Origin of the sequence: Anaeromyxobacter oryzae, assembly GCF_023169945.1 — a bacterium.
Classification (GTDB): Bacteria; Myxococcota; Myxococcia; order Myxococcales; family Anaeromyxobacteraceae; genus Anaeromyxobacter; species Anaeromyxobacter oryzae.
The window spans coordinates 2,445,120-2,465,848 of sequence record NZ_AP025591.1 but is presented as its reverse complement, the minus strand read 5'-3'; the positions used below and the strand labels follow the sequence as shown (position 1 = coordinate 2,465,848).

General features: G+C 72.2%; 19 protein-coding genes. 11 read left to right on the top strand and 8 right to left on the bottom strand.

Annotation, left to right across the window (positions count from 1 at the left end; all coding sequences use genetic code 11):
- Position 1: 1 nt before the first annotated feature.
- Positions 2-1,507 carry a phenylacetate--CoA ligase family protein gene (locus AMOR_RS10730; RefSeq protein ID WP_248360861.1) on the bottom strand — a complete coding sequence of 502 codons (1,506 nt, stop codon included), beginning with the start codon at positions 1,505-1,507 and terminating at the stop codon, positions 2-4.
- Positions 1,508-1,698: 191 nt separating this feature from the next.
- On the opposite strand from AMOR_RS10730, the gene AMOR_RS10725 reads away from it, so the two are divergent.
- The gene (locus AMOR_RS10725; protein ID WP_248360859.1) at positions 1,699-2,109 is read left to right on the top strand and encodes a COG4315 family predicted lipoprotein; all 411 of its coding nucleotides are present in this window, start codon (positions 1,699-1,701) and stop codon (positions 2,107-2,109) included.
- Between the two features lie 57 nt (positions 2,110-2,166).
- Here the strand turns inward: AMOR_RS10725 and AMOR_RS10720 are convergent, their stop codons facing one another.
- The gene (locus AMOR_RS10720) at positions 2,167-3,057 is read right to left on the bottom strand and encodes an SDR family oxidoreductase (RefSeq protein ID WP_248360857.1); all 891 of its coding nucleotides are present in this window, start codon (positions 3,055-3,057) and stop codon (positions 2,167-2,169) included.
- A gap of 67 nt (positions 3,058-3,124) precedes the next feature.
- Positions 3,125-3,604: a carboxymuconolactone decarboxylase family protein gene (locus AMOR_RS10715; protein WP_248360855.1), complete on the bottom strand. Its 480-nt coding sequence runs from the start codon at positions 3,602-3,604 to the stop codon at positions 3,125-3,127.
- 95 nt (positions 3,605-3,699) lie between these two features.
- Here AMOR_RS10715 and AMOR_RS10710 point away from each other — a divergent pair, with 95 nt between their 5' ends.
- The 3 genes from AMOR_RS10710 to AMOR_RS10700 all read left to right on the top strand — a co-directional run bounded on the left by AMOR_RS10710 (position 3,700) and on the right by AMOR_RS10700 (position 6,120).
- The gene (locus AMOR_RS10710) at positions 3,700-4,572 is read left to right on the top strand and encodes an RNA polymerase sigma-70 factor (protein ID WP_248360853.1); all 873 of its coding nucleotides are present in this window, start codon (positions 3,700-3,702) and stop codon (positions 4,570-4,572) included.
- A 70-nt stretch (positions 4,573-4,642) separates the two neighbouring features.
- Positions 4,643-5,149: a hypothetical protein gene (locus AMOR_RS10705; protein ID WP_248360851.1), complete on the top strand. Its 507-nt coding sequence runs from the start codon at positions 4,643-4,645 to the stop codon at positions 5,147-5,149.
- A 170-nt stretch (positions 5,150-5,319) separates the two neighbouring features.
- The gene (locus tag AMOR_RS10700) at positions 5,320-6,120 is read left to right on the top strand and encodes an META domain-containing protein (protein WP_248360850.1); all 801 of its coding nucleotides are present in this window, start codon (positions 5,320-5,322) and stop codon (positions 6,118-6,120) included.
- Between the two features lie 126 nt (positions 6,121-6,246).
- On the opposite strand, the gene AMOR_RS10695 is transcribed toward AMOR_RS10700, so the two are convergent.
- Entirely contained in the window at positions 6,247-8,553 is a 2,307-nt protein-coding gene (locus AMOR_RS10695) for a CARDB domain-containing protein (protein WP_248360848.1), read from the bottom strand.
- A 269-nt stretch (positions 8,554-8,822) separates the two neighbouring features.
- Between AMOR_RS10695 and AMOR_RS10690 the strand changes: the two genes are divergently transcribed.
- The 5 genes from AMOR_RS10690 (at position 8,823) to AMOR_RS10670 (ending at position 15,445) form a co-directional block, all read left to right on the top strand.
- A complete protein-coding gene (locus AMOR_RS10690; protein WP_248360847.1) occupies positions 8,823-9,923 on the top strand; it encodes a hypothetical protein in 1,101 nt (366 codons plus the stop codon).
- Between the two features lie 566 nt (positions 9,924-10,489).
- Positions 10,490-11,464 (top strand): ATP-binding protein, encoded by a 975-nt coding sequence (locus tag AMOR_RS10685; protein ID WP_248360846.1) that lies wholly within the window; start codon positions 10,490-10,492, stop codon positions 11,462-11,464.
- Positions 11,461-11,877 carry a response regulator transcription factor gene (locus tag AMOR_RS10680; protein WP_248360845.1) on the top strand — a complete coding sequence of 139 codons (417 nt, stop codon included), beginning with the start codon at positions 11,461-11,463 and terminating at the stop codon, positions 11,875-11,877. The genes AMOR_RS10685 and AMOR_RS10680 overlap by 4 nt, the downstream gene beginning before the upstream one ends.
- A 144-nt stretch (positions 11,878-12,021) precedes the next feature.
- On the top strand, positions 12,022-14,388 hold the full coding sequence (locus AMOR_RS10675) for a sigma 54-interacting transcriptional regulator (protein ID WP_248360844.1): 2,367 nt from the start codon (positions 12,022-12,024) through the stop codon (positions 14,386-14,388).
- A gap of 106 nt (positions 14,389-14,494) precedes the next feature.
- Positions 14,495-15,445 (top strand): NmrA/HSCARG family protein, encoded by a 951-nt coding sequence (locus tag AMOR_RS10670; RefSeq protein ID WP_248360843.1) that lies wholly within the window; start codon positions 14,495-14,497, stop codon positions 15,443-15,445.
- A 67-nt stretch (positions 15,446-15,512) separates the two neighbouring features.
- Here AMOR_RS10670 and AMOR_RS10665 read toward each other — a convergent pair whose 3' ends face one another.
- Positions 15,513-16,670, bottom strand: coding sequence for a pyridoxal phosphate-dependent aminotransferase (locus AMOR_RS10665; RefSeq protein ID WP_248360842.1), 1,158 nt, complete (start codon positions 16,668-16,670; stop codon positions 15,513-15,515).
- A 166-nt stretch (positions 16,671-16,836) separates the two neighbouring features.
- Between AMOR_RS10665 and AMOR_RS10660 the strand changes: the two genes are divergently transcribed.
- On the top strand, positions 16,837-17,721 hold the full coding sequence (locus AMOR_RS10660) for a GNAT family N-acetyltransferase (RefSeq protein ID WP_248360841.1): 885 nt from the start codon (positions 16,837-16,839) through the stop codon (positions 17,719-17,721).
- Positions 17,722-17,740: 19 nt separating this feature from the next.
- Here the strand turns inward: AMOR_RS10660 and AMOR_RS10655 are convergent, their stop codons facing one another.
- The 3 genes from AMOR_RS10655 to AMOR_RS29825 form a co-directional block, all read right to left on the bottom strand.
- Positions 17,741-18,355: a class I SAM-dependent methyltransferase gene (locus tag AMOR_RS10655; protein ID WP_248360840.1), complete on the bottom strand. Its 615-nt coding sequence runs from the start codon at positions 18,353-18,355 to the stop codon at positions 17,741-17,743.
- The gene (locus AMOR_RS10650) at positions 18,352-19,170 is read right to left on the bottom strand and encodes a nucleoside phosphorylase (RefSeq protein WP_248360838.1); all 819 of its coding nucleotides are present in this window, start codon (positions 19,168-19,170) and stop codon (positions 18,352-18,354) included. The genes AMOR_RS10655 and AMOR_RS10650 overlap by 4 nt, the downstream gene beginning before the upstream one ends.
- A gap of 145 nt (positions 19,171-19,315) precedes the next feature.
- Entirely contained in the window at positions 19,316-19,909 is a 594-nt protein-coding gene (locus AMOR_RS29825) for an ArsR/SmtB family transcription factor (protein WP_248360836.1), read from the bottom strand.
- Positions 19,910-20,101: 192 nt separating this feature from the next.
- On the opposite strand from AMOR_RS29825, the gene AMOR_RS10640 reads away from it, so the two are divergent.
- Positions 20,102-20,716: a methyltransferase domain-containing protein gene (locus tag AMOR_RS10640; RefSeq protein WP_248360834.1), complete on the top strand. Its 615-nt coding sequence runs from the start codon at positions 20,102-20,104 to the stop codon at positions 20,714-20,716.
- Positions 20,717-20,729 lie beyond the last annotated feature (13 nt).

The following is a 20,729-nucleotide window of genomic DNA, read 5'->3' as shown; positions in this document are numbered from 1 at the left end:
GTCACTTGCGCGCGTAACGGTGCTTCACCCCCGCGGGGAACCACTCCGGGTCTCCCGCAGGGCACAGCCTCACCTCCGGCCGCTGCCGCTCCGGCGGGACGTAGCGGGCGAACTCGCTGTCGAGCCTGCGCAGGACGGCGGCGATCGCGTCCGCCACCGCGCTCACCCGCGCGTCGCTCGCCTCCGCGCCTGGCGCGAGCTCCACCGCGACGTGGAGGTGCCGGTCGCGTGCCGCGTCCTCCTTCACCTCCATCACGAACTTCCCGGTGACGAAATCGCGAGTCTGCGGCTGCTCGAGCGCGACGCTCACCGTCTCCGGGAACACGTTCGCGCCATAGAAGGAGACCGCGAAGTGAGCGCGCCCGAACACGTACGCGAACGGCAGAGGGCGCACTCCGCGGTCGCCCGCGCGGCGGACCTCCGCCTCGGCGTCGAGGCCGAGGTCGCGCACCCGCGCGATCATCGTCGCGTACGGCACCACCCCGCCGGTGTCGTCGAGGTGGTAGCGCACGAGCGGCACGCCTCCGTCGGCCGAGAACACGAGGGTCCCGTCGTGCTCTTCGAACCAGCGCGACGACGGATCGTACTGCACGAGGGTCGGGAGCCGCGCCTCGCCGAAGATCGAGCGCGCCCCCTCGGGCCGAGACGCGAGGAAGCGGCGGATGCAGACCGACAGCGGCGTCTCGTTGCCGAGCACCCCCGCGTCGGCGGTGCCGTAGAGCGACGCCGAGTCATGGAGGGGGCGGGTGAGCCCGGCCCGCTCCGCCATGAGCGTGCGCCACTCCTCGCTGAACACCTCTCCGGCGAGCACGAGCTTCACGTGGTACTCGCGCCACGGGACCCCGTCGGCGATCCCCGCGTCCACGACGTCCTTGAGGAACGGCGGGTAGCCGAGCAGGACGGTCTGCTCGAACGAGGGGGCGAGGGCGCGCACGAGCCGGAGGACCTCCGGCTTCTGGTTGCCGGGCGTGACCGTCGTGATCGGATACCCCTTCACCGCGAGGTGCCGCAGGCAGCTCGCCGTGAACATCCCCCCGACCCAGGCGCCGAGCGGGAAGCAGACGACGGCGAGCGTGCGCCTCCGGTCGGCCTCGAACGAGTCGTGGAGCACGTGCTCGAACCGGCTCGCCACCGCGAGCTCGTCGTCGAGGAACCGGGGCCAGAACGTTGGCTCGCCGGTGGACCCCGACGAGACCGCGATGAAATCGCACCTGGAGAGGTCACCCCCGCGGCAACGCCGGGCGACCGGGTAGCGGCGGACGTAGCCCTCCTTGGTGAGGAGGGGAAGCGTGGCGAAGTCGTCGTGGGTCCGAACCGAGGCGGGATCGACGCCGTGGGCGGCGAGGAACTCGCGGTAGGCGGGCACCGTCGCCGCGACGTCGCGGAACAGGGCGAGCGCCGCGGCGGGCGAGTTGGCGAGTGCCCCGGGATCGAGGACGCGGGAGAGCGGCGCCCGGACGAAGGCGTCGAGCGCCGAGAGCGCGCGGGAGGTCCGATCGGGCAGCATGCGGGGACGGTGCGCAGGGGCGCGCGCGGAAGGAAGGATGCGGTGACGACGACGAGGGGGTCGAGGTCGGTGTCGACGCGTCCCGGCCCCCGACCGCGGCCCATCAGGGCCGCCGCCTCGGCGAGCGTGCTCCACTACGCGTCCGGCCGGGGTCTCGGCCCGGTTCCCGGGCGCGCCCCGAGGAGATCGACATGCACGTCTCGAGGCTCATCCCGAAGCTGGCCGCGGCCGCGGCGCTGGTCCTGCTCGTCGCGAGCATTGCCCGGGCGACGCACCACGAGGTGAAGGTCGCGAAGGGGAAGGATGGCGCGAGCTACCTCACCGACACGAAGGGCATGGCGCTGTACACGTTCAAGAACGACACGCCGGGCAAGAGCGCGTGCACCGGGGACTGCATCACGAAGTGGCCGCTCTACTACAGGGAGAAGGTCGGCGTGACCGGTGACCTCCAGGAGCCGGACTTCGCGACCATCACCCGCGAGGACGGCAAGAAGCAGACGACGTACAAGGGGAAGCCGCTCTACTACTTCTCCGGCGACGCGGCGCCGGGCGACACGAAGGGCGACGGCTTCAAGGAGGTCTGGTCACTCGCGAAGCCGTGAGGCGAGCACCGCGGAACGACTCGACCGCCCTCCTCAGCTCGCTGCGCGCCGATCACCTCATGCTCCTCCCTGCTCTGCGGCGGCGCCGAACGCCCGATACACGTGGAGGAGGCGCAGGCGCAGCGCGTCCGCCGCGGCGGCCGGCAGCCTCGTGAACAGGAACGGAAGGAGCCTCGCCTTGGGGCCGACGGGGTAGCGGCGCCTCGGAACGCGTGCGGTCAGGGCGCGGTACACCGTCTCGGCCATGACCCCTGGGCCGACGCCGCGGGACTCGAGCTCCTGGAACGCCTGGATGAAGGCGCGATACGAGGACGCATAGCGAGCCTTCCCCTCGGCCGAGAAGGACCTCAGGACGCCCTCGCTGTCGGCCACGAGCTTCGCCTCCGCGGTCGTTCGAATGCTGCCGGGCGAGACCAGCACCACGTGGATGCCCCACGGGCGCAGCTCCATGCGCAAGGAGTCGCTGATGAGCTCGAACGCGGCCTTCGAGGCGTTGAGCGCCCCGGAGAAGGGGAGAGCGAACTTCGCTCCCACCGATCCCACGTTGACGATGCGACCCCTCGCCGCGCGGATGAGGGGCAGGAAGGCCTGGGTGACCGCGACCTGGCCGAAGACGTTGATCTCGAACTGACGCCGGAGCTCCTCGAGCGGGACGAGCTCGATCGGCCCCGTCACCGCGACCCCCGCGTTGTTGACCAGGCCCGCGAGCCCCGAGGCCCCCACTGCGTCGCGGACCGTCCGGACGGCCTCGGAGATCGTCTCGCCCCGGGTCACGTCGAGGATGACGGGCACGAGGCGCGGCGACCCGCTCTCGCCCAGCGCCTGCGCATCGCGCTGCTTGCGAACGGCGGCGAACACCGTGAACCCGCCCTCCGAGAGGCGGAGCGCGCAAGCCTTCCCCATCCCCGAGGAGGCCCCCGTCACCAGGACCGCGCCGTGTGTGCTCATGCGGAGACTCCTCGTCCGTGGTTCGTCCAGGCTGGTCGATTTCGAGCGACCAGCACGCGCGCGGCGCTCACCGGACCGCCTCCTGCGGCTTCGGCTGATACGCGCCGACCTCGGCGCGGAACGCGACCGACAGGCGGTTCCAGCCGTTGATCACCACGATGGCCATGGTGAGGTGAACGAGCTCCGCCTCGTCGAAGTGCGCGCGCGCGGCCTCGTAGACCTCGTCCGGAACGCCCTCGCGGCCGAGCTCGGTCACCGCCTCGGTCCAGGCCAGCGCCGCCCGCTCCCGCGGGGTGAAGAAGGGGGTCTCGCGCCAGACGGGGACCGCGTAGAGGCGCTGCTCCGTCTCGCCGGCGGCGCGGGCGTCCTTCGTGTGCATGTCGACGCAGAACGCGCAGCCGTTCATGTACGAGGCGCGAAGCTTCACGAGGTGGAGGAGGGTCGGCTGGAGCCCCGTCGACCGGACGTACTCTTCCAGCGCGAGCATCGCGCGATACGCGTCGGGGGCGACCTTGGGATGGCGGAGTCGTGGGCTTTGGGTGGTCATGCCCGGAAGACGCAAGACGCGCATGGTTGTGACAGCCAGCGGGCCAGCGGGAGGGGCTGTCACACGCGAGCCGCGAGCACGTCCTGGATGCGAGGATGAACACCACTACCTACTCGGAGGACGCACCCCTCGAGCGGTATCGGCCGCGGCTCTTCGGCATCGCGTTCCGGATGCTCGGCGACGTCCAGGACGCCGAGGACCTGGTCCAGGAGACCATGCTCCGCTGGCAGAGCACCGGACGTGAGAACGCTCGTGAGCCGGAGGCGTGGCTCGTCGCCGTGGTCACCCGCCTCGCCATCGATCGGCTGCGCCAGGCGCAGGCGAGGAGGGCCCTCTACCCCGGCCCGTGGCTCCCGGAGCCGGTCGCGGAGGAACGCCTGTCACCCGAGTACCGCAGCGAGCTGGCGTCGGATCTCTCGATGGCGTTCCTGGTGCTCCTCGAGCGGCTCGCGCCCGAGGAGCGCGCCGCCTTCCTGCTCCGGGACGTTTTCGGCTGCGACTACGACGAGATCGCCCGCACCCTCGCGAAGACCCAGGCCGCGGCGCGCCAGACGGTGCACCGGGCGCGGGAGCGCGTGCGGGCGGACCGCCCGCGCTTCGCCGCGCCGCCGGAGGCGAAGGAGCGGCTCCTCGGGAGGTTCATCGCCGCGCTCGAGAGCGGGGACCGGGACGCGCTGCTCGACGTCTTCGCCGAGGACGTCACCTGGACGAGCGACGGCGGCGGGAAGGTCACCGCCGCGCGGAGGACGTTGCACGGCGCGGCGCGGATCGCGCGGATGCTGGCGAAGCTCGCGGCCAAGTACGGGATGCACACCACCTACCGCTTCGTGCGCCTCAACGGCGAGCCGGCGGTGCTGGAGTACATGTCGGGCCGGCTGTTCGCGGCGACCTTCTGCGAGACCGACGGCGCTCGCGTCCATGCGATGTATCGCGTGCTGAACCCGGAGAAGCTCGGGCACGTCGGGTGACCGGGCGTCGTCCGGCGGCGAGCGCCGCCGACCCCGGCGAATCCCGCATCGCGGCTATAGTGGACGGGAGATGTGGTTCGCTCCGTACGAGAAGGTGACGCTCGAGTCGCCGCTCCAGCCCGATGAGCTGGCGGACCGGCTTTCCTCGATGGTCGAGCCACCGAGAATGTTCCGCTGGCCGTGGGATCCGAGCGAGCGCAGCTTCGAGGGCCGCGTCGAGGGCCGCCGATTCCGGATCTGGCGCCTGCTCAAGTTCGAGCGCAACTCGTTCCAGCCCGTCCTCGTCGGCGAGATCGCACCATCGCACCGGGGATCCACGGTCCGCGTCGTGCTCAGGCTCCACCGCGTGGTCGCCGGATTCATGGTGTTGTGGTTGGCGTTCCCGCTCTCCACCGCGATCTGGACGCAGGTGGAACGCGGGAGGGGCGGGCTGGACGCGCTGTTCCTGCTCGCGTTCGCGGCCTTCGGCTACCTGATCTGCACCGTCCCGTTCCGGCTCGAGGTTCGCAGGGCGCTGCGCCTGCTCGCGCCGCTCGCCACCGTCGCGCCGAGCGCCGCCGCGCGCCTCACGCGCTGAGCGCCGTCGTCGTGGCGCGGATCGTCGCGGCCGATCGAGCCCGCGGGGGGATCGGTCCGCCGCGCGTGCGTATCTGGGAAGGCGCTCCTCCGTCCAGCGTGATGCCTCGGCGCGCGTCAGGCCCCACCGTTTCCGTTGATCTGCGACGTCTCGACCTCCAGGGAAGACAGATGCGCAGAGCAGCTCGCGTCACGATCTCGGTGCTCCTGCTCGCGGCGGCTTGCGCGGCGCCGGAGCGGGTCGCCCCGCCAGCCGTCGCGGCGCCTGGCGTGAGGCCGGCGCAGCCGACCATCGTCGGCACCACCTGGCTCTGGGGCCAGACCATCGACCCTGAGCGGAGCTGGGTTCCGGCCGATCCGGCGCGCTACACGCTCGAGCTCGGGGGTGATGGCACGGTCGACGTGCTCGCCGACTGCAATCGGGGGCGTGGACGCTACGCGCACGATGGAAGCCGACTCGAGATCGGCCCCCTCGCCACGACGAGGATGGCGTGCCCACCCGGGAGCCTCGACGATCGCTACCTGAAACAGGTCGCCGGGATCCGGAGCGTCGCGGTGGTGGCGGGCCTGCTCCGCGCCGATCTCCTCGCCGATTCCGGGACGATGTGGTTCGTCGCCGAGCGCGACGCGCTGGCCGCGAGCTACGCCTGCGCGGACGGGAAGCGCGCATGGGTCGTGTACACGCCGGGGCGCGCTCGCGTCCTCGCCGGTCCCGACGTGCTCGACCTCGCCGAGCTCACGAGCGGGTCGGGCGCGCGCTACCGCGCCGGCGAGATCACCTGGTTCACGAAAGGTACCGAGGCGTTCCTCGAGCGTGCCGGCGCGAAGGTGCTCGCGGATTGCCACATCGAGCTTCGAGCCGGACCCTCCGCCGATCGAGGGACGCCGCAGGGCCACCGGGTCGGTCGCGCGCTCGTCGCTGGCGGCCGCGTGCCGGCGGCCGCCGCGGAACTCGATCCGTACGATCGGTAGATCGCCGCTCGGACCGCGTCGGCTGCCGTGCCGGCGGCGGGTGGCGCGTGGCGGCGCCGAACGCAGCGACGCCGCCGCGCGCGGGTGCGCACGACGGCGTCGACCTCCTCGAGGGACGTGGCCGCGTCAGGGGACGATGTTCACCGAGTCCGTCCCCGCGATCGCGACGCCCGCAAGAGTGCGGCCCTGCAGCACGGCCTCGGTGGACTGGCTGGTTAGCTTCAGCGTGCTCGTCTCGACGTGCACGACCAGATCGAGGAGCCCATCGCCGTTCACGTCCTGGACAGAGGCGGACGGGGTGCCGTTCCCACGCAGCACGACCGGGGAGCTCTCGAGCGTCACGGAGAGCGGGTCGACGGTCGTCGCGTCGAAGTCCGCGCTGCTCAGGATCGCGACCGGAACGTTGCCTCCCGAGCCGAGGTTGATGCTGTTCGGGAAGCTGCCAGGCTTGATGTCGATGCCGACCCGCAGCGTCGTCGCGGCGGGGCCGACGACCATCGACCCGAGGAACACCTTGTTGTTCCCCTCGTTCGACTCCCGAACGGCGTTCGCGTTGTCGATCACCGCCCACACGTTCCACGTGACCGGGATGAAGTCCGCCGGGATCGGCAGCGAGGCCTGGACCGTCACTTGCTGGCCCGCGACGAGCGCCTGCGTGACCGTCGCGCTGCCGAGCCACCAGTCGTCGTCCTCGTCCGCGCAGTAGCGCGTCGGCGTGCACACCCCGCCGTCGCGCGTCAGCACGACGTTCACGCCGAACCCCCGCGACGCGTCGCCCGCGCCCACGTTCGCGAGGGTGAGCGGGACCTGAAGCGTCTCACCCTGAACTCCGAACGCGGGCAAGGAGGAGCCGACGAGCGAGAGGTCCGGCCCGGCGACGGCGATCGGCTGGGAGTGGCCGGCGTCGTTCGTCTTGTCGGTCTCGATCAGGGCACCGGCCCAGGTCTGGCCGTACGCCGTGGCGCGCAGGAGGTACGTGCCCGGCACGTTGTTGGCGGGCACCGTGAGCGTGGCGGTGAGCGAGGCCTCGCCGCCGGGCGGGAGCGCGGGGACGGCCACCTGGCCCATGGAGCCGGACGATGCGGGAGTCGTGGTGTTCAGGACGAACATGAACATCACGTTCGACGCAGGGGCACTCCCCGGGCCGCGGTTCGCGACCGTGAAGCTCACCGGGAACTGCCGCATCGTCGCCGCGGTCGCGGGCGCGGACACGAGCGGGACGACGAGATCCGGCGCGTTGACCTGGAGCGGCGCGGCCGCGGTCTCGTTCGTCGCGTCCGGGTCGGCGACCCCGCCGCTCCGGGAGAGGCTCACCGTGAGCGTGGCGGGCCCGGCAGCGGTGTCCGGGCGGAGCGTGCACGTGAGGCGTTGCACGTACTCGGCGCCCGGCGCGAGGCCCGGAATGATCGCCGAGCACGGCGACGTGTTGGCCGGCGAGATGCGCACGACCACGTTGGAGGAGCCCGACGCGCCCGGCCCGAGGTTGCGCACCGTCACGTCCGCCGCGAAGGGCGAGCCGTAGAGATCGACCGCGGAGGGGAACGCCGCCGCGGCGATGGCGAGATCCGCGGTCATCGATCCGAAGGCCTGGACGCGGTCGTTCCCGGAGTCGGCCACGAGGAGCCGCGAGGCGCCCGCGTCGAGCGCGAGACCGGAGGGCGAGGCGAGCTGGCCCGCCCCCTGGCCCGGCGCGGCGAGCGACGTGACGAACGCGCCCGCCGAGGTGAACACCTGGATGCGGCCGTTGCCGCGATCGGCGACGTACACGTTGCCGCCCGCGTCCACCGCGATGCCGGTGGGCGCGAGGAGCTGCCCGGGGCCGCTGCCGGACGCGCCGAAGCTGCCGGAGCCGACGACGACGATCCGGTCGTTCCCGGTGTCGGCGATGTAGATCCCTCCGGGGCCTAGCGCGACGGCGGTCGGGGCGAGGAGCTCGCCGGGGCCGGGCATGGCCGGAGGCGAGACCCCGTAGTCGTCCCACTCCCAGACCGAGACGCGGTTCGCACCGGTCTCGGCGACGTAGAGGTAGAGATCGTCGCAGGCGAGGCCGCGCGGCGCGCTCGCCCCGTACGCGGCCACGAAGTTCCCGGCGGTGTCGAAGAGCTGGACGCGGTTGTTGTTCGTGTCCGAGACGTAGACGGTGGACCCGCACACCGCGATCCCGGTGGGCCCGGCGAGCTGCCCGTTCGCGGCGCCGGTGCTGCCCCAGGCGCGGAGAAGCTCTCCCGTCCGCGCGAACACCTGGATGCGATCGTTGCCCGTGTCGGTCACGTAGACGCTGCCGTCGGGCGCCGTCGCGACCCCCCACGGTGCCGCGAGCTGCCCGGCGCCGCTCCCCGGCGCGCCGATCTGGAGGAGGACGTCGCCCGGCGCTGCGGTGGCGACTCCGGACAGCATCAGCGCTGCGGCGGCGATGGCGAATCGACTCGTCATGGGGTTCCGATCCCCGCTCCGATGGTGTGGAGCGATCGCGTGTGTTCACTGCGGGTAAGAGTGCACGTTTTACGGGTGGTGCGGCCGGTCGGTCAACCCTCCACCGCGGGTGCGGAAAAATGCCCGGGTGCCGACTGCTGCATCGATTCACGCGCCCGCGGCGTTTCGCCGCGACGCCGACCGTGGTGGCGTGCGACAGTGGGTCACGCGACGTTTCACACACGGTGCGGGTAGCCTCCTGCATCTGGGAGGCTTGATTGCGCGCGCTGATGCTACTCGGAACCGGGCTCACGCTCCTGGTCGGCTCGTCCTGTGGAAGTGATTCGTGCGACGCGCCCGCCGGTTGCGTGCGCGCCGGCAAGAGCGCCGGCGCATGCCAATGCCTCGAGTGGCAGACGGTCGCGGTGAACACGGCGCCGATCAAGTTCGTCGTGGTCTCGATCACCTACGGCGCCATCGGCAACGGCAGCGTGCTCTCCTACGGCTGGACCGGTCCGGAGAGCAGCCTGCCGGCGGCCGCATCGGAGCTCGGCGGCCGGCTTCGCGCGGTCGTCCGTGAAGACGGTGCGGCCGAGCACACCGCCGCGATGGTCAACACGGAGCTCGGCGAGCTGGGAATGGGACCGCTGCACCCGGTCACGCCGGAGTCGGCGGCCGTGCTGCTCGCGTGGGGCGATGGCCAGGGGAGCGGCTCGGCATGGGGCTTCCGCAACGAGCTGGACGTCCCGGGGCTCTCGGCCGATGCGATCACGGTCTGGGTGAATCCCACCTTGACCGTCGCGACCGACTTCGCGGGAGGAAGGCAGGCGAGCTGGAGCTGGACGTCGGTGGGACACTGCTTCTGGCCCAATGAGCTCAGCTGCGAGGGTCCCCACTTCCTCGACATCCCGGTGGAGGTTCTCGACGGGACGCGGTCCTCCGGAGACACTCACGTCGCCGAGTTCATCGCGACGCTCACGCCCGCCGAGCGCACCGCCATCCTCTCGTATCATCCCCTGTACGATCCGCCCGGCCGCGATCCAGCCACGCTGAAGTCGGATCCGCGCTTCCTGCCCCTCGGGACCGCCAGCGTCGACGACGCCGGCAGCTCGGTGCCCGTGACCACCTGGCTCCCGTGCCAGGGCGACTTGAGCGACGCCGACGTCGAGGTCCTGCACGAGACCGAGATCCCGTTCCTGGGCTCGCAACGGCTGTTCCTGCAGCACTCGGTCCTGTCCCGCCTGCCGACCTGCCAGCCGCAACAGCCCGGGATCGCTCTCGCCACCAGCACTCCTGGCTGCGCCGTCGCCGCGGACGTCTACGTCGATCGCGCGTTCGGCACGCTCCTCCTCGTCGCCACCGAGGTTGCCTCGAGCTGCACGCGGCGCTGACGGGGTGGGCGGGGTGGAGTCGATGCGCCCCGAGGGTCTCGCCGGGCTCGGGAGGTCAGGCCGGGCGGACGACCCTGAGGGCACCGAGGCACCCGCCGTCGCGCCCCCTCATGGCGTGGAGCCCACGAAATGCGACGACCAGGCCAGGGACCGTCAGATGGGCAGGCTCGCAGGGGCAACGAGGGGCTGCGGGTGCGATAGGAATGGCTTCGAGCGCCCGCTCGGCGCCACCCCGCAAGAATCGCCTTGCGCGGGCACATGAGCGTCGCTCGGATCGCGACATTTCGTGAATTCGCTGCCCGTCGCTCTCGCGACGGGGCGCGCGGACGGCGGCTGAGCCGCCAAATCGGTCGCGGCGACGGCGGCTTACGCGGCCGTCGAGCCACGCCACGCCCCTGGTCTCGTTCCTGCTCAGGTGCGGCCCGCCATGCGGACCGGGACCCCTCGAGCACTGGGGGTCGCCCGCGCCGCTCCGACACCCAGGAACGTGCCCGATGCGTGATCCTCCCTCCCTCCCCGACCGCGCTGCGGTCGCGCTCATCCGCTGCCGCGTCCGGGAGCGCTCCATGCTGGAGTTCCTCCAGCTGCTCGGCAGCTATCTAGGGCGCGGCCTGCCCGCCGGCTGCCTCTCGCGGGACGCCTACGTGAACGTGGATGCTCCGGAGGCGTTCTGTCTCCTGGAGGCGTGGACGGACCCGGGCTGCCTCGAGACGCACCAGGCGTCCGACGCGCATCGGGCGCTCCGCGGCGGGATCCGTGCGCTCGCGTCGCTCGAGGGCGAGGAAGTCCTCCATCCCGGCGTGCCCGCCGAGCAGGCGCCACCCGCTCGCCTCGACGCACCGCATGGGCGGCCGCCGCTGGCCCAGCTGCTCGCGCACGATCTCCGGAGCCCCGTCGCCAGCATCCGCGCGCTCGTCGCGCTCATGGTCGAGCGGCTCGACGGCGCGCCGGGCCTCGACGACGTCGTGGCGGACCTGAGCCTCGTGCGCGCGGAGTGCGAGCGGCTGGCCGCGATGATCCCCGACCTTCTCGTCGAGTCCCGCATCGAACGGAAGCGGTTGCACGCCGCCCGGGTGGCGGTCGCCCTGCGGGCGCTCGTGCGCGACGCGGCGCGCCTGGCCGAGCCGCGCGCCGCCGCCTGCGGGGCGGCGGTCGAGGTGGACGTCGCCGGCGCGCCCGAGGTGGCGTCCCTCGACCCGTCGCTCGTGCGACGGCTCCTCGACAACCTCGCCTCCAACGCGGTCCGGCACGTCGGCCCCGGCGACCGGATCCAGCTCGCCGCTGCAGCCGAGGGCGACCGGGTCCGCATCGCCGTTCGCAACACCGGGCCGGAGGTGCCCGAGCGCGTCCGCGAGATGCTCGCCGATGCGAGAGTGCTGGACGACGCACGCGCCGGGGGTGAGCGCGGCCTGGGTCTGTACGTCTGCCGCCTCGTCGTGGAGGCCCACGCCGGCGTCTTCTCGCTCGTGTCGCGCGCCGGGTGGAGCGTGTCGTTCGAGGCCGTCCTGCCCCTGCTCCCTGCCCCGCAGAGGTCGGCATGAGCGCCGGGCGCGAGTGGAGCGCCGAGGCGGCGCACCCCCGGGAGCAACCGGGCGCCGAGCGGTACGTCCTGGTCGTCGACGACGATCCCGACGTTCGCGAGGTCGTGGCGGACATGCTGCGCCTCGAGGGTCACGCCGTCCGCGTCGCGTCGGACGGCGCCGATGCGCTCGAGGTGATCGCGTCGCAGCCCGGCCGGCCGTCGCTCCTGCTGCTCGACCTCATGATGCCCCGCATGAGCGGATGGGAGCTCCTGCGCCGGCTCCGCGCGGACTCCGGGCTCGCGTGCATCCCGATCTGCCTCATGTCTGCCGTCGATCCCCACGGGACGGCGGGCGCGGATCACGCGCTGCGGAAGCCGTTCGACCTCGCCGACCTGCTGGCCGTGGTCGGCCGTCTGGCGCCTCGTCCATGACTCGGTGTGAGCGCACGCCTGCTCGGTCGGCTTCCTTCCTCCGTTCCACCTCGTCCGCGGTGCCCCGCCCGAGCCTTGAACGGGGAGTCGGCACGGGCCAAACAGAGCACCCCGTCGGGCGCCGCCCGGCGGGAGGGGGTCGAGTTGGAAGCGACGACGGCGAACCTGCGCCGCGCGGCGGGTCTCCTCGCCGGGCTCGCATGCACCTGCGCGTACGCGGCGGGTTCCGGTGGCGCCGGGGCGCCGACGGGCGATCCCCGTCCGCTCGTGATGGTCGGCGACGCAGACTACCGGCCGCTCAGCTATCTCGAGGGAGAGACGCCGAGAGGACTGGACGTCGAGATCGGCGAGGCGGTCGCGGCGGCGCTGAACCGGCCCGCGCGCATCGAGCTGATGGGATGGCAGCGCGCGCAGGACAAGTTCCGCGCCGGCGAGGCCGACGTCATCCTCGGGATGACCGTCACGAACGACCGCAAGGTGGTCTACGACTTCACGGATCGCACCCTCGAGCACGAGTTCGCCTTCTTCGTGCGAACCGGCGATCTGCCGGCGAGCACTCCGGCCGATCTCGTGGGGAAGCGCGTCGGCGTCACGCGCGGTGGATACCCGCGGACGCTCCTGGAGGGTGCCCCCGGCGTGTCCGTCGTGATCGTGGACGATCACCGGGACGGCCTCGCCCGGCTGGCCCGGCGCGAGATCGACGTGCTGGCCGCCGACCTCTGGGTCGGCGCGCAGGCGGTCAAGTCGGATCACGGGGCGGCGATCACCGTGGCCGGACCGCCGTTCGCGAGGCAGCCGTACGCGATGGCGGTCAGGAAGGGTGACGCGGCGACGCTGGCCGATCTCAACCGGGCCCTGGCGCAGCTCGAGCGCGACGGCACGCTGGCACGGATCCGGGAGCGCTGGCGCCCGCATGAGATCGTCTTCGCCTCGCGCCGGGAGGTCCGATGGATCGTCGCCGGGGCCGCGGCGACCTTCCTCGTCCTCGTCGTCGGCGGCCTCGCGCTGTGGGTCGGCTCGCTGAAGCGCCACCTCGCCAGGCAGCGGCGCGCCGAGGGCGCCCTGCGCGAGAGCGAGGAGCGGCTCCGGGTGGCGTTCGCGATGTTGCCCGACTCCGCCGTGATGGCCCGCCCGGACGGCACCGTGACGGCGGTGAACGAGGAGTTCACGCGGCTGATGGGCGTGTCCGCGGAGGAGGCGCTGGGCAGGACGACGACCGACCTCGGGCTGTGGCAGGACTCCCGGGCCCGTGCGGCGCTGTACGAGCAGGTGCTCGCCGGCAACCCGGTCCGGAACGTGGAAGCGCACCTCCGCTGCAAGGACGGCGGCGAGGTGATCGGGCTCTTCTGCGCCACCCTCATCACCGTGCGGGGCGAGCAGTACGTGCTCTCGGTGACGCGCGACATCACCGACCGCAAGCGCGCCGAGGCCGAGCGCGAGGAGGCCATCGGGCAGCTCGAGGCCCTGCGGGCGCGTCTCGAGGAGGAGAACCTGTACCTGAAGGAGGAGATGGACGAGGTCCAGGGGTGGGCCGGCATCGTCGGCGAGTCGGACGCGCTCCGGTACGTGTTCCTGCGCGTGCGCCAGGTCGCGGCGAGCGACACGACCGTGCTCATCCAGGGGGAGACCGGCGTCGGGAAGGAGCTCGTGGCGCGCGCCATCCACGACGCGAGCGCCCGGTCGCGCGAGGCGTTCGTCCGGGTCAACTGCGCCGCGCTCCCGGCGAACATCGTCGAGAGCGAGCTGTTCGGCCACGTCGCCGGCGCGTTCACCGGGGCGACCCGGCTCCGCAAGGGCCGCTTCGAGCTCGCCCACCGCGGCACCCTGTTCCTCGACGAGGTTGGCGAGCTGCCGCTGGAGCTGCAGGCGAAGCTCCTCCGCGTGCTGCAGGAGGGCGAGTTCGAGCGCGTGGGCAGCTCCGAGACGGTGCGGAGGGACGTCCGCGTCATCATCGCCACCAACCGCGACCTCAAGGCCGACGTCGCCGCCGGCCGTTTCCGCGAGGACCTCTACTACCGGCTCGCGGTCTTCCCGGTGACCGTTCCGCCCCTGCGCGATCGGCGCGAGGACATCCCGCTGCTCGTCCGGCACTTCGTGCCGCAGCTCGCGTCGCGCGCGGGGAAGGAGGTTCGGGAGGTGCCGGCGTCCGTCCTCCGCGCACTGACCGAGTATGCCTGGCCCGGGAACGTCCGGGAGCTGCGCAACGTGCTCGAGCGCGCGGTGCTGCAGTGCGCCGACGGAATCCTCCGGCTCCCGGAGGCGCTCGAGGCGCAGCCGGCGCAGGCGACGCCCGCCGACCTCCCGTACGCGGAGACGCTCCGCGATCGCGAGCGCGCGCACATCGAGGCCGTCCTCGAGCGGACCCACGGGCGCGTGAGCGGCCCCGCCGGGGCGGCGGCGATCCTCGGGATCAACCCGAACACGCTGCGCTCCCGGATGAAGAAGCTCGGGATCGGCTTGCCTCGGCGGGCCCTGTCGGCGGGCGCCGCGCGTCGCCGCGTGGCGTCCTGAGGAGCGAGGCGCGCCGGCCCCCGGCTGGTGACCCGACCCGACCCGACCCGCTTCAGCGCGGCGCCGCCCCGGGTCCGCGCCTACTCGGACCAGCAAGGAGGCACGCATGGCCGAGAAGAAGACGATCGCCGTGATCGGCGCGACCGGCGCGCAAGGGGGAGGGCTGGTGCGCGCCATCCTCGCCGACCGCGAGGGCCCGTTCGCCGTGCGGGCGATCACCAGGGACACGGGTTCCGAGAAGGCGAGAGCGCTGTCGGCGGCCGGCGCCCAGGTCGTGGCCGGCGACGCCGACGACCCGCCGAGCCTGCGGAGCGCGTTCGCGGGCGCCCACGGCGCCTTCTGCGTCACGAACTTCTGGGAGCACTTCTCGCCCGAGCGCGAGCTGGCGCAAGCGCGGGCGATGGCGCGGGCCGCGAAGGACGCCGGCGTCTCGCACGTCGTCTGGTCCACCCTCGAGGACACGCGCGACCGGGTGCCGCTCGAGGACTCCCGGCTGGGCACGCTGAAGGGCAAGTACAAGGTCCCGCACTTCGACGCGAAGGGCGAGGCGGACCGGACGTTCGCGAACGAATCGGCCCCCACGACCTTCCTGCGGGCCGCCTTCTACTGGGAGAACTTCATCCATTTCGGCATGGGTCCGCGCCCGGGGTCCGATGGCGACCTCGTGCTCGCGCTGCCCCTCGGCGGCGGAAAGCTGCCGGGCATCGCCGCCGACGACATCGGCAGGTGCGCGTACGGCGTGTTCCGCCGCGGAGGCCAGCTCGTCGGGAGATACGTGGGAATCGCGGGGGAGGTCCTGACGGGACCCGAGATGGCCGCCGCCTTCTCGCGCGCGCTGGGCCGGAAGGTGGCCTTCCACGACATGCCCTTCGACCAGTACCGCGCGCTCGGGTTCCCCGGCGCCGACGACCTCGGCAACATGTTCGAGTACCAGGCGCTCTGCAACGACGAGTTCTGCGCGTCCCGCGACGTCGCGCTCTCGCGCTCGCTCGATCCCGAGCTCCAGTCGTTCGCGGCGTGGCTGGAGCGGAACAAGGCGAGGATCCCGCTCGGCTAGGGACCTGTTCCCCGGGGGCGGCGCAAGCCGCCGTCGCCCGAGGATGCTGCTCCGCGTCGAGATCGCTTCAGACCCGCGCCAGCCGCTCGCAGGCGCGGAGCAGGGTGTCGTCGTTCTTCGCGAAGCAGAAGCGCAGCACCGGATCGCCGGGCGGCTCCTCGTAGAACGGCGCGACCGGGATCGAGGCGACGCCGATCTCGCGCGTGAGCCGCTCCGCGAACGCCACATCCGTCTCGTCCGTCAGCCCCGCGTACGACACGAGCTGGAAGTACGTCCCGGTGCAGGGCAGCGGCCGGAGCCGCGACGCGGCCAGGCCGGAGCGGAACAGATCCCGCTTGCGCTGGTAGAAGGCCCCGAGCTCGAGGTAGCGGCTGGCGTCGCGCAGGTACTCCGCGAACGCGAGCTGCACCGGCGTGTTCACGGTGAAGACGATGAACTGGTGCGCCTTGCGGAACTCCGTCATGAGCTCGCGGGGCGCCAGGACGTAGCCGACCTTCCAGCCGGTGACGTGATAGGTCTTGCCGAACGAGGAGATGACGAACGAGCGCGCGGCGAGCTCGGGGAGCCGCGCGCAGCTCTCGTGGCGGAGCCCGTCGAAGACGATGTGCTCGTACACCTCGTCGGCAATGACGACGATGTCCGTGCCATCCACCAGGCGCGCCAGGGTCCGCAGGTCGGTCTCGGTCCAGGTGGTGCCGCTCGGGTTGTGCGGCGTGTTCACGATGATGGCGCGGGTGCGCGGCGTCACGAGGCGCCGCACCGCCTCCCAGTCCGGCCGGTAGTCCGGGAACTCGAGCCGCGCGCGGACCACGGTGCCGCCGTTGAGGACGATCGATGGAGCGTACGAGTCGTACGCCGGCTCGAACAGGATCACCTCGTCGCCCGGGCGGACCAGGCAGGTGACCGCCGTGTAGATCGCCTGCGTGCCGCCGGCGGTGACGGTGATCTCGTGCTCGGGATCGTACCGGGCGCCGTACAGCGCCTCGACCTTCTCGGCGATCGCCTCCCGGAGCGAGAGGACGCCCGCCATCGGCGCGTACTGGTTCTCGCCGGCTCTCATGTGCTTCGAGACGAGGTCGTAGAGCAGCGGCGGGGCCGAGTAGTCCGGGAAGCCCTGCGAGAGGTTGAGCGCGCCCTGCTCCGCCGCGAGCCGCGACATGACGGTGAAGATGGTCGTGCCGACGTTCGGGAGGCGGGAGGCGATCGCCGCGGGGAAGCGGGGCATGGCCGTGAGCATGTCGCCGGGACGGATGCGTGTCCACCGGTCGCGCAGTCCGAACCGGGCCCTGGTGAGCCTCGGAGGGTTCGCGCGAACGTCGGAAACGGTTCTCGTGGTGCACCAGCTGTGGTCTTCTTCCGGTCGACGCGACCGGGCGTCGGCGGGGGGACGAATGACACGCGATCGGATGCAGAGGCCGGAGGCGCCTCGCGACATCGTGCCGTGGTCGAGCGCGCGCGACTGGGCGCCCATCGCGGCGCTTCTCGGACGCGACGTCGCCGCGCTGCGGGCCGAGGTTGCGGCGTTGCCGGACGGGATCGAGGGCGTCGCGCTTCTCGAAGACGGCGCGCCGGCCGCCGTCGGGCTGTGGGTCGCGAAGGGCCTCACGGAGACGGGCCGGTGCGCGCTTGCGTGGCTCGCGGGACCGGCGCCTGCGGCGCTCGCGATCGTGGATGCGATGGAGGCGCGCGCGCGAAGCGCCCAGGCGCGGACGCTTCGGGTCGTCGAGCGCGACGCCCCCGGTATCGGTGCGGAGCTCGAGGCGCGGGGCTATCAGCCGGCGGACGCAGTCGTCGGCATGCGCCGCACGCGCCCGCGGCCGCCGCTCGCGCTGCCCGCCGGGCTCGCGGAGGTCGGCCTCGAGCAGGTCGGGCTGGAGGCGTGGGCGGCGCTCGAGAACGACGCGTTCGCTGGGGTCGGATTCACGGTCCCCGTCACCGCGGACGACGGTGCGCGCATCGTCGCGTCGCCAGCGTTCGACCCGAAGCTTCTACGGTTCCTCGTCGACGCGGACGGCCCTGTCGGCCTGCTGCGGGGCGTCGTGGCACCCGAGCGCGAGGGTGAGAACGAGGTCGAGACGATCGCGGTCGCGTCGCGCGCGCGGCGTCGCGGACTCGGGCGATGGCTGCTGCGTCGGTGCGAGGCGCTCCTCGACGCGGCTGGCGCTCGCGAGGTCGTGCTGCGCGTCGCAGCATCGAACGCGCCGGCGCTCGCGCTGTACCGCGCCGAAGCGTGGGTCGAGCGGTGGCGCCGGGGGGCATGGGAGCGGGCGCTCTGAGCACTGCGGCCGGGGCTGTCTAGATGCGAACGAACCGGCTGAACTGGAATTGCTGGACCTTGCCCGCCGGCGTGACGTGCTCCGCGCGGACGCCCTCGAGGAGCCGGAAGTCGGGTCCGAGCTCCGCCGCGAGCGTCTCCGGCTCGTAACGCATCACCGGCAACGCGCTGCATCGGTCCGGCCCGTTCGAGGCGAAGGTGCCGATGATCAGGTGTCCTCCGCTCCGCAGCGCGCTCCGCAGCGTCGACAGGTACGCCGCCCGGTCCTCCGGGCGCACCATGAAGTGAAAGACCGCCCGGTCGTGCCAGACGTCGTAGGGTCCGTCTGGAGCCCAGTCGCCCACGTCGCTCGTCACCCACGTGACGCGGGAGGCACGATCCCCGAGCCGCTTCCGCGCGAGCTCGAGGGGCGCGTCCGCGATGTCGACCACGGTGACGTGCTCGAACCATTTCTCGATCAAGGCATCTACCAAGCGTGAAGCGCCGCCCCCGACGTCGACGACGCGCGCGTCGCGCCCTGCGCCCGTCCTCGAGATGAGGTCGAGCGACGTGATCGGGCTCGCCTGGTGCCAGGAGACCTCGTCCTCGCGCCTGCGGTCGTACACCTTCTGCCAGTGCTCCCTGATGGAGGTCATGGCTGCGCTCCCGGAGTGCGACTGCGGCGGACGAAGGCGAGGGCGGCTCCGACTGCTCGGGCGCACACCCCGAGCGCCTCTTCCTGCCCGCCATGGCCACCCTTGTCGAAGTCCTCTGGCCTCGTGGCCATCGTGTTCGTGACGTGCGCGAGGCACGTGACGGGTCTACGCAGGGCTCGTCCCATCGCGAGGAGCGCTGCCGCCTCCATCTCGACCGACAGGATCCCTTCCGTCCGCCTCGCGGCGATCATCGCCGCGCTCTCGCGGAAGGGCGCGTCGGTCGTCCAGGACGCGCCGCGCAAGATCCGCGTCTCGGTACCAGCCAGCGCCCGCGCGACCTCGTCGGTCAAGCCGGGGTCCGCCTCGGCGTACCGGGCCGCCGGCTCGTAATGGTAGCTCGTCCCCTCGTCGCGCAGCGCGCGCTCGATGAGCACGAAGAGCGGAGGCCGTGCATCGGACGCGACCAGGCCTGCCGATGCGATGCTGACGAGGGCCTCGCAGCCGGATGCGAACAGCTCCTCCGCGACGAGCACCGCGAACGGGGCGCCCACCGTGCCGCCGATGACGCCCATCTCGCCACCGCCCGTCCTCCAGCGGTACAGCCTCGTATGGAAGCAGGGCCAGGAGGGATCCGCGGCGGCGCGACCCGACGCGACGAGCCGCTCGACGAGCTCGCCGTCCATGTCGAGCAGGCAGCCAGCAGGGACGCCACCCGGCGGCAGGCCCTTCTGCCGCCTCGCGCCGTCCAGCAGGTTGGCCGGCAGGAAGACCGGTAGCTCTGCCGTGTCGTGGTCGATGATCGGAGGCCGCGTCATGGTGCTCTCGTTACGTCCGGCTCGGCGGTCGCGCCCTGGAACACGCCGATCACCGGGCGGTGGACCCACACGCCGGGCGCTCCGCCGACCCGTGCGTCCGGATCGACGGAACCCTCGCAGCGCGGGAGGTAGCGCCGCACCGACGTCACCCCAGGACGGCGAGGCGCGGCTCGGTCCTCGGCGGGCAGTACGGGCCGCGGCAGTAGGCGACCACCTCGCGCCGCTTCGGGAGGTCCGACAGGCGCTTCGCGAGCTCCGGCAGCGGCACGGAGAGTGCGCCCGGGATGTGGCCCGCCTCGTACTCCTCCGGCGGGCGCACGTCGAGGACGGTCACGTTCCCCTTGCGGACCTTCTGCCGGAGGGCCGCCTCGTCGACCTCCTCCAGCTGTGCGTTCTCGGCGAGGAACTCGCGCGTGATCCTCGCGACGTCCGCCAGCCGCGTCTCGGCGACGTTCCGCAGCGCCAGGAGGAGCGTGCCGACGGTCGGATCCGCGAGGCGGCACGTCACGAAGAGACCCTCCTTCGTCGACTCCACGAGGCCCGCCGCGCGGAGCACCTGAAGGTGCTGCGAGGTGTTCGCGAGGCTCATGTCCGCCATGCGGGCGAGGGCCTCCACCGTGCGCGGACCTTGCGCGAGGAGCTCGACGAGCTCGATCCGATGCGGGCTGGCGAGCGCCTTCGACACCCGCGCGAACTGCTCGTAGATGGCGTCCTTGAACCGGCGACCTGGGCTGGGCACGAGGCTCTCCCTGCTACTCAAGATCGTTCTTGAGTAGGCGGATCGAGGGCGCATGGTCAAGGCCGGCCCGAGGCGCTGGTACTCAGGACGGGAGCGCGCCAGGAGTGGGCGCCCGTCCGCTCGTTGTGGGTCGTGGCGCGTCGGGGGTGACACGCGTATGCGGTGCGTACCTCGAAGACCGCGTGAGGAGACATGGCCGCCACGTGCCCCGTCGATCTCGACACCGTCCGCCTCCGGAACGAGATCCGGGAGATCTACGCCCGCGTCGCCGAGGCGCCCGAGGGCGAGTTCCACTTCCATCGAGGCGCTGCGTACGCCGAGACCTTCCTCCGGTACGATCGACAGGCGCTCGCGCGCATTCCTCCGCTCGCGATCGAGTCGTTCGCCGGGGTGGGGAACCCACTTCGCATGGGCTCCGTCCCACCGGGATCGACGGTCGTCGACATCGGCTGCGGCGCCGGCACCGACCTGTTGCTCGCTGCGAACATCGTGGGACCTCGGGGGCGAGCGATCGGGATCGACATGACCGACCCGATGCTCCGCAAGGCCCAGGCGGCGGCAGCCGAGGCGGGCATCTCGAATGTCGAGCTGAGGCGCGGCGACGTCCTGGAGCTCCCCGTCGAGAGCGCAAGCACCGACGTCGTCATCTCGAACGGCGTGCTCAACCTCGCACCGGACAAGCGGCGTGCGTTCTCGGAGGTCCTGCGGGTCCTGCGGCCAGGCGGGCGGTTCCTCTACGCCGACATCGTGGTGGAATCGGAGCTGCCGGAATCCGTCCGCCGCGACATCGACCTGTGGTCGGGTTGAATCGGCGGTGCTC

What these genes read in the sequence shown, in the direction of transcription:
- AMOR_RS10685 (WP_248360846.1), top strand. Translation starts at nt 10,490, where the DNA reads ATGCTGGAGTTCCTCCAGCTGCTCGGCAGCTATCTAGGGCGCGGCCTG.
- AMOR_RS10665 (WP_248360842.1), bottom strand. Translation starts at nt 16,670, where the DNA reads ATGCCCCGCTTCCCCGCGGCGATCGCCTCCCGCCTCCCGAACGTCGGC.
- AMOR_RS10705 (WP_248360851.1), top strand. Translation starts at nt 4,643, where the DNA reads ATGTGGTTCGCTCCGTACGAGAAGGTGACGCTCGAGTCGCCGCTCCAG.
- AMOR_RS10720 (WP_248360857.1), bottom strand. Translation starts at nt 3,057, where the DNA reads ATGAGCACACACGGCGCGGTCCTGGTGACGGGGGCCTCCTCGGGGATG.
- AMOR_RS10695 (WP_248360848.1), bottom strand. Translation starts at nt 8,553, where the DNA reads ATGACGAGTCGATTCGCCATCGCCGCCGCAGCGCTGATGCTGTCCGGA.
- AMOR_RS10700 (WP_248360850.1), top strand. Translation starts at nt 5,320, where the DNA reads ATGCGCAGAGCAGCTCGCGTCACGATCTCGGTGCTCCTGCTCGCGGCG.
- AMOR_RS10725 (WP_248360859.1), top strand. Translation starts at nt 1,699, where the DNA reads ATGCACGTCTCGAGGCTCATCCCGAAGCTGGCCGCGGCCGCGGCGCTG.
- AMOR_RS10650 (WP_248360838.1), bottom strand. Translation starts at nt 19,170, where the DNA reads ATGACGCGGCCTCCGATCATCGACCACGACACGGCAGAGCTACCGGTC.
- AMOR_RS10670 (WP_248360843.1), top strand. Translation starts at nt 14,495, where the DNA reads ATGGCCGAGAAGAAGACGATCGCCGTGATCGGCGCGACCGGCGCGCAA.
- AMOR_RS10730 (WP_248360861.1), bottom strand. Translation starts at nt 1,507, where the DNA reads ATGCTGCCCGATCGGACCTCCCGCGCGCTCTCGGCGCTCGACGCCTTC.
- AMOR_RS10715 (WP_248360855.1), bottom strand. Translation starts at nt 3,604, where the DNA reads ATGACCACCCAAAGCCCACGACTCCGCCATCCCAAGGTCGCCCCCGAC.
- AMOR_RS10690 (WP_248360847.1), top strand. Translation starts at nt 8,823, where the DNA reads ATGCTACTCGGAACCGGGCTCACGCTCCTGGTCGGCTCGTCCTGTGGA.
- AMOR_RS10640 (WP_248360834.1), top strand. Translation starts at nt 20,102, where the DNA reads ATGGCCGCCACGTGCCCCGTCGATCTCGACACCGTCCGCCTCCGGAAC.
- AMOR_RS10680 (WP_248360845.1), top strand. Translation starts at nt 11,461, where the DNA reads ATGAGCGCCGGGCGCGAGTGGAGCGCCGAGGCGGCGCACCCCCGGGAG.
- AMOR_RS10655 (WP_248360840.1), bottom strand. Translation starts at nt 18,355, where the DNA reads ATGACCTCCATCAGGGAGCACTGGCAGAAGGTGTACGACCGCAGGCGC.
- AMOR_RS10710 (WP_248360853.1), top strand. Translation starts at nt 3,700, where the DNA reads ATGAACACCACTACCTACTCGGAGGACGCACCCCTCGAGCGGTATCGG.
- AMOR_RS10660 (WP_248360841.1), top strand. Translation starts at nt 16,837, where the DNA reads ATGACACGCGATCGGATGCAGAGGCCGGAGGCGCCTCGCGACATCGTG.